The sequence below is a fragment of the Bradyrhizobium iriomotense genome (genome assembly GCF_018130765.1).
In the GTDB taxonomy this organism is placed as follows: domain Bacteria; phylum Pseudomonadota; class Alphaproteobacteria; order Rhizobiales; family Xanthobacteraceae; genus Bradyrhizobium; species Bradyrhizobium iriomotense_A.
On the sequence record NZ_JAFCJZ010000006.1, the window covers coordinates 20,783 to 37,188 of the forward strand.

At 65.8% G+C, this 16,406-nt stretch carries 13 protein-coding genes; 6 read left to right on the forward strand and 7 right to left on the reverse strand.

Annotated elements, in window-relative coordinates; genetic code table 11:
- The first annotated feature begins 1,122 nt into the window (after window positions 1-1,122).
- Entirely contained in the window at window positions 1,123-3,918 is a 2,796-nt protein-coding gene (gene ppc, locus JQ635_RS12940) for a phosphoenolpyruvate carboxylase (protein WP_211410254.1), read from the forward strand.
- A gap of 121 nt (window positions 3,919-4,039) precedes the next feature.
- Here the strand turns inward: ppc and JQ635_RS12945 are convergent, their stop codons facing one another.
- The 4 genes from JQ635_RS12945 to JQ635_RS12960 all read right to left on the reverse strand — a co-directional run bounded on the left by JQ635_RS12945 (window position 4,040) and on the right by JQ635_RS12960 (window position 7,897).
- Window positions 4,040-5,152, reverse strand: coding sequence for an SMP-30/gluconolactonase/LRE family protein (locus JQ635_RS12945; RefSeq protein ID WP_211410255.1), 1,113 nt, complete (start codon window positions 5,150-5,152; stop codon window positions 4,040-4,042).
- Window positions 5,153-5,281: 129 nt separating this feature from the next.
- The gene (locus tag JQ635_RS12950; protein WP_211410256.1) at window positions 5,282-6,196 is read right to left on the reverse strand and encodes an SDR family NAD(P)-dependent oxidoreductase; all 915 of its coding nucleotides are present in this window, start codon (window positions 6,194-6,196) and stop codon (window positions 5,282-5,284) included.
- A gap of 143 nt (window positions 6,197-6,339) precedes the next feature.
- Entirely contained in the window at window positions 6,340-7,479 is a 1,140-nt protein-coding gene (locus JQ635_RS12955; protein ID WP_211410257.1) for a thiolase C-terminal domain-containing protein, read from the reverse strand.
- 4 nt (window positions 7,480-7,483) lie between these two features.
- Window positions 7,484-7,897 (reverse strand): Zn-ribbon domain-containing OB-fold protein, encoded by a 414-nt coding sequence (locus tag JQ635_RS12960; RefSeq protein ID WP_027568974.1) that lies wholly within the window; start codon window positions 7,895-7,897, stop codon window positions 7,484-7,486.
- A gap of 177 nt (window positions 7,898-8,074) precedes the next feature.
- On the opposite strand from JQ635_RS12960, the gene JQ635_RS12965 reads away from it, so the two are divergent.
- Window positions 8,075-9,424, forward strand: coding sequence for an amidase (locus tag JQ635_RS12965; RefSeq protein ID WP_211410258.1), 1,350 nt, complete (start codon window positions 8,075-8,077; stop codon window positions 9,422-9,424).
- Entirely contained in the window at window positions 9,417-10,103 is a 687-nt protein-coding gene (locus tag JQ635_RS12970) for a DUF2848 domain-containing protein (protein ID WP_211410259.1), read from the forward strand. The genes JQ635_RS12965 and JQ635_RS12970 overlap by 8 nt, the downstream gene beginning before the upstream one ends.
- A gap of 3 nt (window positions 10,104-10,106) precedes the next feature.
- On the opposite strand, the gene JQ635_RS12975 is transcribed toward JQ635_RS12970, so the two are convergent.
- A complete protein-coding gene (locus tag JQ635_RS12975) occupies window positions 10,107-10,880 on the reverse strand; it encodes a transglycosylase domain-containing protein (protein ID WP_211410260.1) in 774 nt (257 codons plus the stop codon).
- 258 nt (window positions 10,881-11,138) lie between these two features.
- Here JQ635_RS12975 and JQ635_RS12980 point away from each other — a divergent pair, with 258 nt between their 5' ends.
- The 3 genes from JQ635_RS12980 to JQ635_RS12990 are packed head-to-tail and all read left to right on the forward strand — an operon-like array spanning window position 11,139 to window position 13,847.
- Window positions 11,139-11,885, forward strand: a complete 747-nt coding sequence (locus JQ635_RS12980; protein WP_211410261.1) for a 2OG-Fe(II) oxygenase — start codon at window positions 11,139-11,141, stop codon at window positions 11,883-11,885.
- A gap of 9 nt (window positions 11,886-11,894) precedes the next feature.
- A complete protein-coding gene (gene alkB / locus JQ635_RS12985; protein ID WP_211410488.1) occupies window positions 11,895-12,548 on the forward strand; it encodes a DNA oxidative demethylase AlkB in 654 nt (217 codons plus the stop codon).
- Between the two features lie 54 nt (window positions 12,549-12,602).
- On the forward strand, window positions 12,603-13,847 hold the full coding sequence (locus JQ635_RS12990; RefSeq protein ID WP_211410262.1) for an MFS transporter: 1,245 nt from the start codon (window positions 12,603-12,605) through the stop codon (window positions 13,845-13,847).
- Here the strand turns inward: JQ635_RS12990 and JQ635_RS12995 are convergent.
- The gene (locus JQ635_RS12995; RefSeq protein WP_211410263.1) at window positions 13,825-15,450 is read right to left on the reverse strand and encodes a thiamine pyrophosphate-dependent enzyme; all 1,626 of its coding nucleotides are present in this window, start codon (window positions 15,448-15,450) and stop codon (window positions 13,825-13,827) included. The two genes, JQ635_RS12990 and JQ635_RS12995, sit on opposite strands and share 23 nt — an antisense overlap.
- 26 nt (window positions 15,451-15,476) lie before the next feature.
- Window positions 15,477-16,346 carry a fumarylacetoacetate hydrolase family protein gene (locus tag JQ635_RS13000; RefSeq protein ID WP_211410264.1) on the reverse strand — a complete coding sequence of 290 codons (870 nt, stop codon included), beginning with the start codon at window positions 16,344-16,346 and terminating at the stop codon, window positions 15,477-15,479.
- Window positions 16,347-16,406 lie beyond the last annotated feature (60 nt).

Genomic DNA, 16,406 nt, shown 5'->3' on the forward strand with positions numbered 1-16,406 from the left:
AAACCCATCAATCCATCCGTGATGGCGAAGCTAGATGGATAGAGCGTAAGCGAAACCCATCAAGTCGTCTGCCGGTGACGAAGCATGATGGGTTTCGCAAGGGCTCAACCCATCCTACGCGTTCCCGCGGTGGCGGCCTGCAGCTCTGTGGCGGTACACACCCAATGCCTTGCGCTGCCCCACAGGCAAAACACGCCACATGCGGGTCAAGGGACGGGGCTGCAAAATATTCTGATTGACCGAATTACTGATTTCGGCTAAACCGCATTCCATCCTGGTCCGTCAAAGGGACGTTTCGCGATCGTCACGATACGTAGGCCGGGATGCGATGGACGCGGCAGCGCCGGCGCGTGACGGGATGGCAGGGCGGGCTACGCCTGCGAGCCATCACGATCCGCGGCACGACACGGCGCTGTCACAGCGTTTCCTTTCGGCTTCGGGGGCGAGCACGCGCGAGCTTTCGAATGGCTTGGGAGGGACGTCCGCGGACGGCAAAAGCGTGTGGTCCTGACGCCCGGGGTCTGTGCGTCAAGGCTTGCGGTGGTGAAGCGGCCCGACCGAGCGCGCGCATCGATCATCCGCGAGGCGACGGGGGCAATAGTGCATCGCTCCCCGGGGAGAGCGCGCCATAAGCCGTAAAACCATTGCGCAGGGAAGGTCGGGATGTCCCGGCATCACCTGTGGTCACCCCGCGTGCGTTTCTCGCGTGCGGACCTTGGGTGCCAGCCGGCGCCCGGCCTTCCCTGCGCCCTCTCTTCTCGACGAGGGTGAAACGGACAGCAAAGCTCGGGCGCCTGCGCCGCGAGATCGCGAAGGCATGTTTGTTGATGAGGCTAGCCATATTCTCGTGCCCCGGACGCAGCGCAGCGCGCCCCCGGCGATGCGAAGCATCGTCCGGTGCGGCGTGGTGCGCTGCCGAGCCGGGGCCCAGACAATGGCGGGGCGACGATGTGGCTCCTGGGTCCCGGCTCTGCGCAGCAACGCTTGAGGCGTTGCTGCGCGTCCGGGACACGAACGGCGCCGGCACTGTGCGTCGCCACCAAGTTCATCTTGCGCTGCGGTAGAAAAATATCGCACACTCCTTCGGACCGGGCCGCCAAGGCGCTAGCAGGGGAGCGAGCCATGTCCCTCCAGACCGTACCATCAGACGCCACCGAGCATCGCCCCAACCGTCCCGAGGACGTTCAGGTCACGGAAGCGGAAGCGCGGCTGCGGGACGATATCCGCCTGCTGGGGCGCATTCTGGGCGACACGGTGCGCGACCAGGAGGGGGCCGATGTGTTCGATCTGGTCGAGCGCATCCGGCAGACCTCGATCCGGTTCCACCGCGACGAGGACCGGCTCGCCCGCCGTGAGCTCGAGCAGATCCTCGACAGCATGTCGACCTCCGAGACGGTGCGGATCGTCCGCGCCTTCAGCTATTTCTCGCACCTTGCCAACATCGCCGAGGACCAGAACAACATCCGCCAGATGCGCGCCCGCAGTGCCGCCAACAACGGCGGCTCCGGCGTGCTGGCGGAGACGCTGGCGCACGCCAAGGCGGCGGGCATCGGTCCAGACCAACTCCGCAACTTCTTCAAGACCGCGCTCGTCAGCCCGGTCCTGACCGCGCATCCGACCGAGGTCCGCCGCAAGAGCACCATGGACCGCGAGATGGAGGTCGCTGGCCTGCTCGATCGCCGCGAGCGCGTCGCGCTGACCGCGGACGAGGCCGCCGCCAGCGACGAGCAGCTCCGCCGCGAGGTGCTGACGCTGTGGCAGACCAACCTGTTGCGCCGGACCAAGCTCACCGTGCTCGATGAGGTCGGCAACGGCCTGTCGTTCTACGACTACACCTTCCTGCGCGAGGTGCCGCGGCTGGTCAACGTGCTGGAAGATCGGCTGGAAGAGGGCGGGCAGGCGGCGGGCGAGCTCGCCTCGTTCCTGCGGATGGGCAGCTGGATCGGCGGCGACCGCGACGGCAATCCCTTCGTCACCGCCGACGTCATGCGCGGCACGCTGCGGCTGCAGTCGAGCCGGGTGATGCAGTTCTATCTGAACGAGCTGCACGTGCTCGGCTCCGAGCTGTCGATCGCGGCCCATCTCGCCGATGTCTCCGAAGAGCTGCGCACGCTGGCGGAGCGTTCGCCGGACACCTCGCCGCACCGGAGCGGCGAGCCCTATCGTCTGGCGGTGTCAGGTATCTACGCGCGCCTGACCGCGACTGCCGAAGCGCTCGAGGTCGAGATCACGCGCCGGCCGGTCGGCAAGGGCAGGCCTTACGAGAGCGTGAGGGAGTTGCAGGCCGATCTCGACGTGCTGCACCGTTCGCTGATCTCCAATAATGCCCGCGTCATCGCCCGCGGCCGGCTGCGGCTGCTCCGGCGCGCGGTGGATTGCTTCGGCTTCCATCTGGCGCGGCTCGACATCCGCCAGAACTCCGCCGTGCACGAGCGCACCATCGCCGAGCTGATCGACGCCGCCAACCCCGGCATGTCCTATCTCGCGCTCGGCGAGGAGGCGCGCATCTCGCTGCTCACCAACGAGCTGCGCTCGACACGCTCGCTGGTGTCGCCATTCGTCAAATACAGCGACGAGACCATGGGCGAGCTCAACGTCTTCCATGCCGCAGCCGAAGCGCATGCGAAATTCGGCTCGGACGCCATTCCCCAATGCATCATCTCGATGTGCAAGGGCATGTCCGACATGCTCGAGGTCGCGGTGCTCCTCAAGGAGGTCGGACTCGTCCATCCCTCCGGGCGCAGCGCCATCAACATCGTGCCGCTGTTCGAGACCATCGAGGATCTGCAGGCCTCAAGCGGCATCATGGACCGCATGCTGTCGCTGCACGATTACCGCCGCCTCGTCGATAGCCGCGGCAGCGTGCAGGAGGTCATGCTCGGATATTCCGACAGCAACAAGGATGGCGGCTTCGTCACCTCGGGCTGGGAGCTCTACAAGGCCGAGATCGGCCTCGTCGAGGTGTTCGAGCGCCACCACGTGCGGCTGCGCCTGTTCCACGGCCGCGGCGGCTCGGTCGGCCGCGGTGGCGGGCCGAGCTATGACGCCATCATCGCGCAGCCCGGCGGCGCCGTGAACGGCCAGATCCGCATCACCGAGCAGGGCGAGATCATCTCGTCGAAATATTCCAACGCCGAAGTCGGCCGCAACAATCTGGAGATCCTGGCGGCCGCAACGCTGGAGGCGAGCCTCTTGCATCCGCGCCAGAGCGCGCCGCGCCGGGAATATCTGGTCGCGATGGACGAGCTTTCGAATCTCGCGTTCAAGGCCTATCGCGGCCTCGTTTACGAGACCGAGGGCTTCGTCGATTACTTCTGGGCCTCGACCGTCATCAACGAGATCGCAACGCTGAACATCGGCAGCCGTCCGGCCTCGCGCAAGAAGACCCGAGCGATCGAAGACCTGCGCGCGATTCCCTGGGTGTTCTCGTGGGCGCAGTGCCGCCTGATGCTGCCGGGCTGGTACGGTTTTGGCAGTGCGGTCGAGCAGTGGATCGCGGAGCATCCGCAACAGGGCATGCCGTTCCTGAAAGAGCTCTACAAGGAGTGGCCGTTCTTCCGCATGCTTCTGTCCAACATGGACATGGTGCTCGCGAAAAGCTCGATCGCGATCGCCTCGCGCTATGCCGAGCTCGTGCCGGATGAGGCGCTGCGCGAAAAAATCTTCGGTCGCATCCGCCGCGAATGGCATTCCTGCATCGAGACGCTGCTCGACATCATGGGCCAGGACCGGCTGCTCCAGGGCAACCCGCTGCTGGAACGCTCGGTGCGCCACCGCTTCCCCTATCTCGATCCGCTCAACCACGTGCAGGTCGAGCTGCTGAAGGAGCATCGCGCGCAGAACCCGGACGAACAGGTGCTGCGCGGGATTCAGCTGACGATCAACGGGATTTCGGCGGGGTTGAGGAATACGGGTTAGTCCCACTCCGTCGTTCCGGGGCGATGCGAAGCATCGAACTATGGTGCGCAATTGCGCACCTGAGAACCTCGAGATTCCGGGTCTGGTCCTTGCGGACCAGCCCGGAATGACGGTGTGCCCTTCAACAGAAATGCGCGCCTTGCGTCTCCACATAGACCGCATAGAGCGACTGGCTCGCGGTCATGAACAGGCGGTTGCGCTTCTTGCCGCCGAAGCAGACATTGGCGCAGGTCTCCGGCAGCAGGATCTGCCCGATGCGCGCGCCGTCATTCGGTGCGAACACCTGCACGCCGTCATAGCCCGGCCCGACCCAGCCGGCGCCGACCCAGATATTGCCCTCGGTGTCGACGCGCAAACCGTCGGGGAAGCCCGACTTGCCCTCGAGCTTCATGTCGATCAACCGCTTCGGGTTCGACAGCTTCGCCCCGTCGATGTCGTAGGACCACACCACGTTCTCGGCCTGCGGATAATGCGTGATGCCGGTGTCGCAGACATAGAGCTTCTTGTAGTCGTGGCTGAAGGCGATACCGTTCGGCTTGAACGGCTCGTCCGCGACCTTCGCAACCTGACCGGTCTGGGTGTCCAGCCGGTACACCGCTTCCTTCTGGTAAGGCTGCAGCGAGCCGGTATTGGCGAGCTTGCCCTCGTAGATGCTGATCGCGCCATAGCCGGGATCGGTGAACCAGATCGCCTTGTCGTTGGGATGCACCACCATGTCGTTGGGGCCGTTGAGCGGCTTGCCGCCGGCCTGCTCGGCGAGCGTCGTCACCGAGCCGTCATGCTCATAGCGGACGAGGCGGGTGCGCTCGGCGCTGATCTGGCGTCCCTCGGTGTCGAATGAATTGCCGTTGGCCTCGTTGGACGGCTTGTGGAACTGCTCGGAGATGTGGCCGTCATCGTCGAGATAGCGCAGTTGCCGGTTGGCCGGGATGTCGCTCCAGACGAGATATTGGCCTTGAGCATTCCACGCCGGCCCTTCCGCCCACAGGCAGCCGGTATAGAGCCGCTTGATCGCGGTGTTGCCGACCTTGGCCTTGAAGCGCTTGGGGTCGATGACGACGATGTCGGGGTCGGGATAACGCTGCGGCTCGGCATTGGCGCCGAAGTCGCGGGCGTCGGCCTGCGAGGCGAGGACGGTGGAGGCGGCAAGGACCGCTGCGCCTTTGAGGACATCGCGGCGGCCGAGACCGCCGCTTGCAGTCGTGTTGTCAGAGTTGGTCAGTATTCTTGTCATGGTTTCCTCCCAAAGTTTTGTTGGGAGGACACCATTCGCCCGCATTCAGGCGTAAACCGGGGCGATCTCCGATCGAGACAAACGGAGATCGCAGGGCAGGAATGCGGGAAATGCGGATAGACGGGATCCTTACACGGGATCCCACGTGAAGATGTCGGCGGAGCGGTCGAGTTTGTAGAACGAGCCCTTGAGCGCCGGCATGCCGTGTTCCGCGATCGATTGCGGCGTCCAGCCTTCGCTCCGCTGCACCGAGCGGATCGGCCGGTTCTGGCTGAACAGGAAGATCTCGTTCATGCGCACGCCGAAGATCTGGCCGGTGACATCCTTGGCGGAATCGCCGAGCAGATAGCCGCAGAGCGGCGCGATCTTCTCCGGCCCCATCTGCTTGATCTTCTCGACGCGCGCCTTCTCGGCGTCGGTCTCGGTCGGGATGGTGCCGATCATGCGGGTCCAGGCGAACGGCGAGACGCAGTTGGAGCGGACGTTGAAGCGGCCCATGTCGAGCGCGATCGACTTCGACAGCCCGACGATGCCGAGCTTGGCCGCGGCGTAGTTAGCTTGGCCAAAGTTGCCGATCAGGCCCGAGGTCGAGGTGAAGTGCACGAAGGAGCCCGACTCCTGCTCGCGGAAGATGCGCGCCGCGGCGTGGCTGACGTAGAACGAGCCCATCAGATGCACCTTGATGACGGCTTCGAAGGCTTCCACGCTCATCTTGTGGAAGATCATGTCGCGCAAGATGCCGGCATTGTTGACGACGCCGTCGAGCCGGCCGAAATGATCGGTTGCGGTCTTCACGATCTTGCTGGCGGGGATCGCTTCGGCCACCGACTCGAAATTGGCAACGGCAGTCCCGCCGCGCTTCTTGATCTCCTCGACCACTTCTTCGGCCGGCGCGGCGTTCGAGCCGGCGCCGTCGGCGGCTCCGCCGGGATCGTTGACCACGACCTTGGCGCCTTCGCCCGCGCACAGCAGCGCGATCTCGCGCCCGATACCGCGGCCTGCGCCGGTGACGATGATGACCTTGTCTTGCAGTGATTTTGTCATTTGCATTCTCCGCTAGCCGTTCCAAATTCCGCCGTCATTCCGGGGCGCGCCTCTTGGCGCGGGCCCGGAATCCATTTCTCCGCCTCGTGTGCTGCACGATGGATTCCGGGTTCGTGCTGCGCGCGCCCCGGAATGACGGTGCTTCACCTCTCGTTCGTAAACACGATCGTCCCACTCGCCGCGAACATGCCGCCGACGCCGTGGCACACTGAAATCTTCGCATTCGGCACCTGCGCCGGTGCGATCCCACGCATCTGGCGCACGCTCTCCTGGAGCGCGTACATGCCGTACATGCCCGAATGCATGTAGCTCAATCCGCCGCCATTGGTGTTGAGCGGCAGTTTTCCGCCCGGACGCGTATTGCCATCCGCAATGAACCTGCCGGTTTCTTCGTACGGCATGAAGCCGAGATCGCCGAGCCCGAACAGCGGCAGATGCGCAAACGCGTCGTAGATCATGAGATGGTCGACATCCCCGTGCGCGATGCCGGCCTCCTTGAAGGCGAGCGGCCCCGCGACCTTGAAGGCGCGCGAGGAGTTGAACGTCTCCATCTGGCTGACCATCGGCGTCTCCACGCTCTCGCCGGTGCCCATGATGTAGACGGGCTTGCGCGGAAAGTCCTTGGCGCGATCGGCCGAGGTGAGGATCAGCGCGCCGCCGCCGTCGGTGACGAGGCAGCACTGCAGAAGCCGGAACGGATAGGCGATCATGCGCGAGTTGAGCACGTCGGCGACCGTGATCGGCTCCTTCATCATTGCCCGCGGATTCTTCGCCGCCCACTCGCGCTGTACCACCGCAACCGAAGCCAGCTGCTCGTGCGTGATGCCGTAGGTCTTCATGAAGCGCAGCACGGGAATCGGGAACATGCTGGGCGGGCCGTAGACGCCGTAGGGCGCCTCGAACTGGCCCTGCAGGCTGTCGGCGGGGATCGAGCGCGGCAGCTTGCCGATCATCGACTTGCCGCTCTCGGCATGGGTGATCAGCACGGTCTTGCAGAGACCCGCCTCGATCGCCGCCGCGGCGTGGCGGACATGCAGCATGAACGAGCAGCCGCCGACCGAGGTGCCGTCCACCCAGGTCGGCTTGATGCCGAGATAGTGGCAGACCTGCTGCGGCGTTTCGACCGCGGTGGCAAAGCCGTCGATGTCGGACAGCTTCAGCCCGGCATCCGCAATGGCGTTGAGCGCCGCATCCGCGTGAAGCTGGAGCTGCGAGGCGTTGGGGATGACACCGAGCTCGGTGGTCTCGGCCGCGCCGACGACGGCAACCTGGTTCCTGCGCATGGCCTTACCCCTTCGCCGGACGAAACACGGGAAGGGTGATCTTGTCGTCGAGTGCCTCGAAAGCCACCTCGAGCTTCATGTCGAGCTCGAGTGCTTCGGGCGTCTGCGGGCAGTCGATGATGTTGCTCATCATCCGCGGGCCCTCGGCGAGCTCGACCACCGCGATCGCGTAAGGCGGCGTGAAGCCGGGGGCGGCGGGGCGGTGGTTGATCACATAGCTGTAGAGAAAACCCTTGCCGCTCGCCTTGAAGATGCTGACCTTGCGCGAGGCGCAGGACGGGCAGAACGGGCGCGGCGGGAAATAGACATGCGCGCAGGCGTCGCAGCGCTGCAGGCGCAATTCGCCGGCCTTGGTGCCGTCCCAGAAATGCTGGGTCTCCGGCGTCGGTTTCGGTCGCGCCCGCTGCGGTTCGGCCATGTCGGAAAACCTCCCAAGGGGCAGGCTTCACGCCCGCCTGTTTCGATCTTGATGCGACAATCGACCATCGCGCGTCAACGGTCCAGCAATGCGCATGCATGCCATCATGCGCACAATGCTTGTGTCGAACTGAGTCGGCGCTATAGATTGCGCGCGCCAATATTCCGTGAGACAGACATGCCCGATTTTCCGACACTGGCGAAGCTCGCCGACGACCTCGAAAGCGGCCGCACTACCTCTCGCAAGCTTGTCGAAGCGTGCATCGCCAGGATCGCCGATCCCGCCGGCGAGGGGCAGCGCGCCTTCATCCATGTCGACAAGGACGCGGCGCTGACGACCGCCGACGCCATGGATGCCCTGCGCAAGGTCAAGGCGGCGCCCTCGCGCTATGCCGGCATTCCCATCTCGATCAAGGATCTGTTCGACATCAAGGGACAGACCACGCGCGCCGGCTCCCGTGCGCTCGACGATTCCGATCCAGCCGAGCACGATGCGGCGGCGGTCGCGCGGCTGCGTAATGCCGGCTTTGTGCTGATCGGGCGCACCAACATGACCGAGTTCGCCTATTCCGGCATCGGCATCAATCCGCATTACGGCACGCCGAAAGGCGCCTGGAACCGGGCCGAGGGCCATGTGCCGGGCGGCTCCTCCTCGGGCGCCGCGGTGTCCGTGCTCGACGGCATGGCGCATGGCGCGCTCGGCACCGACACCGGCGGCTCCTGCCGCATTCCGGCGGCCTTCAACGGCATCGTCGGCTACAAGCCGACGCAGCGCCGCGTGCCGCTGGACGGCTCGGTGCCGCTGTCCTTCTCGCTCGACAGCATCGGGCCTCTGGCGCGATCGGTCAGCTGCTGTGCCATACTCGATGCCGTGCTCGCGGGCGAGCCCATCGTCGCGCTGAAGCCGCGGCCCGTGAAGGGCATGCGGCTCGCGGTGCCGACCACGATCGCGCTCGACGATCTCGACGCGGCGGTCTCCGAGACCTTCGAACGCGCGCTGAAGACGCTCGCTGACCACGGCGCCGTCATCGAGCGGATCGAGATGGTCGAGTTCCACGACATCGGCCCGATGAACGCCAAGGGCGGTTTTGCGGCCTCCGAAAGCTACGCCTGGCACCGCTATCTCATCACGGCCAAGGGCGACGTCTACGATCCCCGCGTGTCGGTGCGCATCATGCGCGGCGAGGCGCAGAGCGCGGCCGACTATATCGATCTGCTCAACGAGCGCCGCTCGCTGATTGCCCGGGTCAACGCGCGCATCGCGCCCTATGACGCCCTGGTGCTGCCGACCACCGCGAACACGCCGCCGAAGATCGCCGACCTTGCCGACGACAAGGTGTTCACCGCCCAGAACCTGCGCGCGCTGCGCAACTGCACTCTCATCAACATGATCGACGGCTGCGCCATCTCGCTGCCCGCACATCGCGCGGGCGACGTCCCGGTCGGCCTGATGCTGGCAGGCGCGGGCGGCTCGGACCGCCGTATCTTTGAACTTGCTGCCGGCATGGAGGCCGTCATTCGTGTTTGATCTCACTTTCACCGTCGACGCCCAGGACACCACCACGCCGCTGACGCTGGCGATCGACCAGATGGTCATCGCCGGCTGGACCGGCCGCGACCCCGTCGCGCGCGACAAGCACATCGCCGAGCTGCAGGAGATGGGCATCGCCCCGCCGGCCTCGACGCCGATCTACTATCGCGCCTCGGCGCGGCGGCTGACCCAGGAAGACCGCATCGAATGCACCGGTGGCGACTCCAGCGGCGAGGTCGAGTTCGTGCTGGTCGGCTGGCAGGGCCGCGTCTTCGTCGGCTGCGGCTCCGACCACACCGACCGCAAGGTCGAGGCCTATAACGTCACGGTGTCGAAGCAGATGTGCGACAAGCCGATCGCCTCGACGCTGTGGGAGCTCGAGGACGTCATCGGCCACTGGGACAAGATGATCCTGCGCTCCTACGCCACGATCAAGGGCGAGCGGGTGCTCTACCAGGAGGGCACGCTGGACGCCATGCTGCCGGTCGATGACCTGATCGCGCGCGGCTTCGAAGCTGGCAAGTTCCCCGACGGCTGCGCCATGTTCGGCGGCACGTTTGCCGCCAAGGGCGGCATCCGCCCGGCGGAGCGGTTCGAGTTCGAGCTGGAAGACCCCGTGCTGAAGCGCATCATCAAGCACGGGTACGACGTGACGACGCTGCCGGTGCGGGGCTGAGCGCTACAGGCTACGCTGGCCGGCCGGGGTTGAGGCGGGCGCGTCGCGAAATTCGATGGGGCGCTGCCGAGCCCCGTCGGCTTCGGCTTCGCTGATCAACGCTGCCCGCAGCATGCGGTCGATGACGCGGTTTCGCCAGTCCTTGGCGAGGTCGTTCCGTCTCATCGCGATCTGCGGCGTTCTATGCAGCGCAGCCAGGAGCGCAATCTCGTCGATTGCGAGCATCTTCATCGGCTTGCCGAAATACGCGGTCGCCGCGGCGTCGACCCCGTAGCTGCCTCGTCCGAGATACATCTCGTTCAGATAGATTTCGAGAAGGCGGTCGCGCGAAAATGCCCTCGCGACGCGGTTCACCAGATAGGCGTTGCCGAGGTGCCAATCGAGACCGCGGCAACAATTGGCGCTTCCGGCGACCAGGCACCTTGTCACGCCCCAGGTGATCCCCGATGACCGCGGCTCGCGGCGGACAATGGCCGCAAACACGCTCTCAAAATAGGGATTGAGGGACGGACGCTCGTAGAATTCCGGCTCCTCCGACGCGATGACCGCCTTCTGCAGCAGCAGGGGAATATCGGCGAGCGGAGTGTATGGGTCTTGTTTGTCGGCGCGACAAACGGGACCAGTCGCAGATGCTGCGGCGATACGCGCGACGTCGGGAACGCCGACCTCGTATTCGAAGTGCCAAACGACGTATAAGGCGACGGCCAGCAGGCCGGCACTCGCGAGCGAGAGCAGGGCCAGCGTCGTCTTGGCAGCAATGACGAGAAATTTGCGCATCGAGTGCAGGCTGAAGGAGCGGGACGAGCTCGTTACAACCTTACGGCGGAACCGGACGGAATTGGGGCGGGTTGGGCCTTACGGAAATCGGGTGGTTATCGCAGGCGCGATCTGCGACACCCAAATCCGCCATTCCGGGGCGCGCCCAATTGGGCGCGAGCGCGGAATCCATCGTGCGTCATCGTCGGTGGAGGAATGGATTCCGGGCTCGCGACTGCGTCGCGCCCCGTAATGACGAAAGTGAATAGGACGACCGCTATGGCAATCGCGAAACGTGCTCCGGCTATTGACGAGGCGACCGACCTGACCTCCCACGTCGACACCCTCGACTGGCCCCAGATCACGAGTGAGATCGACTCCCAGGGCTGCGCCGTCCTGAAGGGCCTGCTCACCCCCGACCAATGTCGCGCCATTGCCGCGCTCTATCCCGATGATGCAGGCTTCCGCAGCCGCATCGTCATGGGGCGCCACGGCTTTGGCCGCGGCGAGTACAAGTATTTCTCCTATCCGCTCCCCGATCTGATCGCGCAGCTCCGTCCGGCGCTCTACACGCACCTGCAAGGCGTCGCCAATCGCTGGAACGAGGCGATGGGGATCGACATCCGCTATCCCGCCGCGCACGCCGCCTTCCTCAAGCGCTGCCATGACGCTGGCCAGACACGGCCGACGCCATTGCTGCTGCAATACGAGGCTGGCGACTATAATTGCCTGCATCAGGATCTCTATGGCGAGCACGTCTTCCCGCTCCAGGTCGCGATCCTGCTGTCGGAGCCGGGGCGCGATTTCACCGGCGGCGAGTTCGTGCTGACGGAGCAGCGCCCGCGCATGCAGTCCCGCGCCGAGGTGGTGCCGCTCGCGCAGGGCGATGCGGTCGCCTTTGCCGTGCATCACCGCCCGGTGCAGGGGACACGCGGCACCTACCGCGTTAATCTCCGCCATGGCGTCAGCCGGATCAGGTCCGGCCAACGCCACACGCTGGGTGTGATCTTTCATGATGCCAAATGAGTGCTGCGATTGACGGGTGATCTGTTCGACACAGTCGCCGAGGCGCAGCCGTCGCGCGAGGAGATCGCCGACGGCGCCGTGCTGCTGCGCGGTTTCGTCAAGCCGATCGAAAGCGAGCTGATCGAAGCGGTGCGCGCCATTGTGGCGCAGTCGCCGTTCCGGCGGATGACGACGCCCGGTGGCTACCAGATGTCGGTGGCCATGACCAATTGCGGCGAGCGCGGCTGGATCACCGATCACACCGGCTATCGCTATGATCCCATCGATCCACGAACCGGCGCGCCATGGCCGGCGATGCCGCCGGTGTTTTGCGATCTCGCCCGCCGTGCAGCCGAGCAGGGCGGTTTTAACGGCTTTTCGCCCGATGCCTGCCTCGTCAATCGCTACGAGCCCGGCACGCGGCTGTCGCTGCATCAGGACAAGGACGAATTGGAGTTCTCCGCGCCGATCGTCTCGGTCTCGCTCGGTCTGCCCGCGATCTTCCTGTTCGGCGGCATGGCGCGCAGCGACAAGCCGCGCCGCTTCCGGCTCGTCCATGGCGACGTCGTGGTCTGGGGCGGGGCCAGCAGGCTCGCCTATCACGGCGTGGCACCGCTCGCCGATGGTGAGCATCCACTGCTCGGACGGCGGCGGATCAATTTGACTTTCCGCAAGGTGCTCTGAAGCATTCCCTCAAGTCGGGCCGTCGTCTAAGCTCCGGCGAGGGGAGGCGGCGACATGACCACAGCAGAGGTCTCGACTGGCGCGAGCCGCAGCGCGGCTCGCACGGGACTTTATCTCGCCGCGCTGCAGCTCGTGTTCACGCTGGGCTGGACGACCTACGTCATCTACCTGCCGAAGCTCGCGGCCGATGCCGGCATCGCGCCGGCGGCGGTGATCTTCATCCTGATGCTGGACCAGGCGATCTTCACCATCGCCGACACCGCGATGGGGATCGCCGCCGACAGGATCGCGCCATTCGTCGGCAGGCTCGGCCTGTTCGTCGGCGTGTTGGCGGCGATCTCCTGCGCGGCCTTCGTCGCGATGCCCTTCGTGGCCGGGATCGGCGCGGGCGCGCAGGCCTGGTTGATCGCGCTGATCGTGGTCTGGTCGATCACGTCATCGGCCCTGCGCGCCCCGCCGCTGACCCTGCTCGGCAAATATCGCGCCAGGCCGCAGGTGCCGTTTCTCGCTGCGCTGGCCATGCTGGGCTATGGGGTCGCCGGCGCCGTCTCGCCCTATCTCGGCGTGGTGCTGCGTGAGCACGATGCGCGGCTGCCTTTCGTGATCTCGAGCGCGGGGCTGCTGCTGACGGCGCTCGGGCTGTCACGGGTCGAGTACGACGTGGCGCGCGACACCTCGCCGCCGACGCCGGCCGAGGCGGCCAAGCCGCTTGGCCTCGTGCCGATCGCCTTTATCGTCGCGATGGTGGCGCTGGCGCTCGGCTATCAATTGCACTTCGCCATGAACAGCGCGCCGTTCTATCTGCGCTTCGCCAAGCCGAACGAGCTGCAATGGCTGATGCCGGTGTTCTGGATCGGCTTCAACATCGCGATGTTTCCGGCAAGCCTCGTTGTCAGGCACCGCGGCGGCCTGATTGTGATGGGTGCCGCCGGATTGCTCGGTGCGGTCGCGATCGCGGCGGCGGAGCTCGCCGGCAGTCTCAACACGCTGATCGCGGCGCAGTTTCTCGCCGGTGCCGCGTGGGGCTGCATGCTGATGAGCGCGATCTCCGCCGCGCTCGCCATCGGCTCGACCGGCGCGGAGGGCAAGGTCACCGGCCTCGTCTTCTCGGCATTGGCCCTCGGCACCTTCGCGCGGATGGCGGCGGTCGCGGGCGGCTTGCAGAAGCTACCCGAATATGCGCCGCTGCTGCACTGGGCGCCGGTCGCCTGCTGGTCGGTCGCCGGCGCGGGCCTGCTGGTGATCGCGGCGGCGCGGCTTCAGGGAGCGTCCGGCCTCAAGGCTTCGGCGGGTGAATGAACGCCCACGGACTCACCTCCGAATCCCGGGTCACCTCGACCGAGATCAGATACGGCCCGCCATGGCTAAGCGCCTTCTCCATCGCAGCCTTGAACTGGTCCGGCGCGGTGACGCGCGCAGCCGCCACGCCAAAGGACTCCGCGAGCTTGACGAAATCCGGGTTGACCAGGTCAGACGCCACCACGCGGCCATCAAAACGCTCGCGCTGGTCGCGGCGGACATTGCCGTAGGCGTTGTTGTTGAACACCAGCGTCACCACGCCGATGTTGAACTGCACGGCGGTGGCGAGCTCCTGCACGCCGAACATGAAGCCGCCGTCGCCGGTGATGGCGACCACAGGCTTGTCGGGGTTGGCGACCTTGGCGCCGAGCGCGGTCGGGAAGCCCGAGCCGAGCGTGCCCTGATAGCCTGATGTGATGAAGGTGCGCGGCTGGTAGATCGGAAAGCCGTACCAGGAGGCGAAGCCGACCTGCGACAATTCATCGGTCACGATCGCATTGGCCGGCAGCACCTCGCGCAGGATGTTCAGATACGCCATCTGCGGCTGGACGCGCTGGATCTCGGCTTGTGCGCTCGCGGTCGCTTCGCGGATCGCGCCGCGGCGGCCGGCGGTCTTGCTGTAACCCACCTTCCGCACGGCGGCGGCGAGATAGGCAGTCGCGGCCTTGGCATCGGCGACGATCGCGGTGTCGGAAGCGAACCGCCGCATCTCGACCGGATCGATGTCGATGCGGATGCTCTTCAGGCCAGCGGGCTGATACGGCCAGCGCGACATGGTCGGCAGCTCCAGCCGCGTGCCGATGCCGATCATGAGATCGGTGTTCGGCCACAGCTTGTAGGCGGCGGCCATGGTGAGGCCGAGCTCGTGCGCGTTGGAGACGATGCCGCGACCGCTGCGGAAGGCGACCACGGGCGCATCGATCATCTCGGCGAGCTCGAGGATCTCCTCGCCTGCCTCGATCGCACCGCTGCCGACGAAGATCATCGGCGCCTTGCTCGCCTTGATCAGCGCGGCCGCCTGCTTGATCATATCAGGATCGGGCAGCGGCGCGGGCAGCGGCTCCAGCACCTGTGCCGCAGCCGTGGCCGCGCGCTGGGTAAAAATGTCCCAGGGCATCTCGACCGAGGCAGGGCCACGCCGGCCGGACGTCATCTCCTGGAAAGCGCGCGCCACGGTGGTCGGCGCATTGCCGGGCGTCTCGATGCGGTCGGCCCATTTCACATAGGTGCGCAAGGTCGCGAGCTGGTCCGGCATCTCGTGCAGATGGCCGCGGCCCTTGCCGAGGAATTGCGTCGGCACCTGGCCGGTGACGCACAGCACCGGCTCGTTGCAGCCATAGGCGGTGAGCAGCGCCGCGCTGGCATTGAGCACGCCGGGGCCGGGCACCACGCTGAACACGCCGGGCCGGCCGCTGGCGCGCGCATAGCCGAACGCCATGTAGCCGCAGGCCTGCTCGTGCCGCGCGCCGATCACCTTGAGCTGGGCCTGGTGGAAGGCGTCGAACAGGCCGTAGATTTGCGCGCCGGGCAGGCCGAACACAGTGTCGACGCCATGGGCGACAAGGCCGCTTACGATCGCTTCGCCGCCGGTGAGGGTGGTCATTGCATCATTCCATTCGTGTTGTTGTCTTAGGCTTCGTCGACGACGCCGTTGCGTAAAGACCCGATCCCCTCGGCTGCGACCTCGATGACATCGCCAGGCTTCAGATAGCGCGGCGGATCAAACCGCGCACCGGCGCCGGTCGGCGTGCCCGTCACGATGATGTCACCGGGAACGAGCGTTGCGAAGGTCGAGATATAGCTGATGAGGTAGCGGAACGGAAACATCAGCCGGCTGGTGCGGTCGTCCTGCCTGAGCTCGCCATTGACATGCGTCGTCAGGCGAATATCTGCGATCTGCGCTTCCTTCGTGTAAGGCACGAGCCAGGGGCCGAGGCTGCCGCTGGAATCAAAGTTCTTACCCTGCGTAACGTTGAACTTGGCGTGACGCAGCCAGTCGCGCACCGAGCCTTCGTTGCACAGCGTCAGCGCGGCGATGTGATCGAGCGCGGCGCTCTCGGCGATGTGCCGGCCTTGCTTGCCGATCACCAGCGCGATCTCGCCCTCATAGTCGAGCTGCGCGGACGCGCGCGGGCGTACCAGCGGCGTGTCGTGGCCGACGAAGGAGCGTGGGCTCCGCATGAACATGCTCGGATATTTCGGCGCGTCCTGGCCGTCCTTGTACTCGGCATTACGATCAGGGTAGTTGACGCCGATGCAGATGATCTTCTCCGGCGCGGGCACCGGCGGTAGCCATGTGATCTCGCCGAGCGCGTGCACCGGCGTGCGGCCGGCGGCTTCCTCGGCAAAGCTCACGAGCTTGCCCGCGGCGATCACCTCGCGCAGCGTCGGATAGTCTTTTGCGTGGCGCGCGGAGAGATCGACGATGCCGCCCTCGAGGACGGCGCCGTAGTGGGTTTCACCTTTGACCGAATAGGTGGCGAGGCGTGGAAGCTTCATCGGCTACTATTCCCTGTCGTCCCGGCGAAGGCCGGGACCCATACCGCGGAATCTATCGAT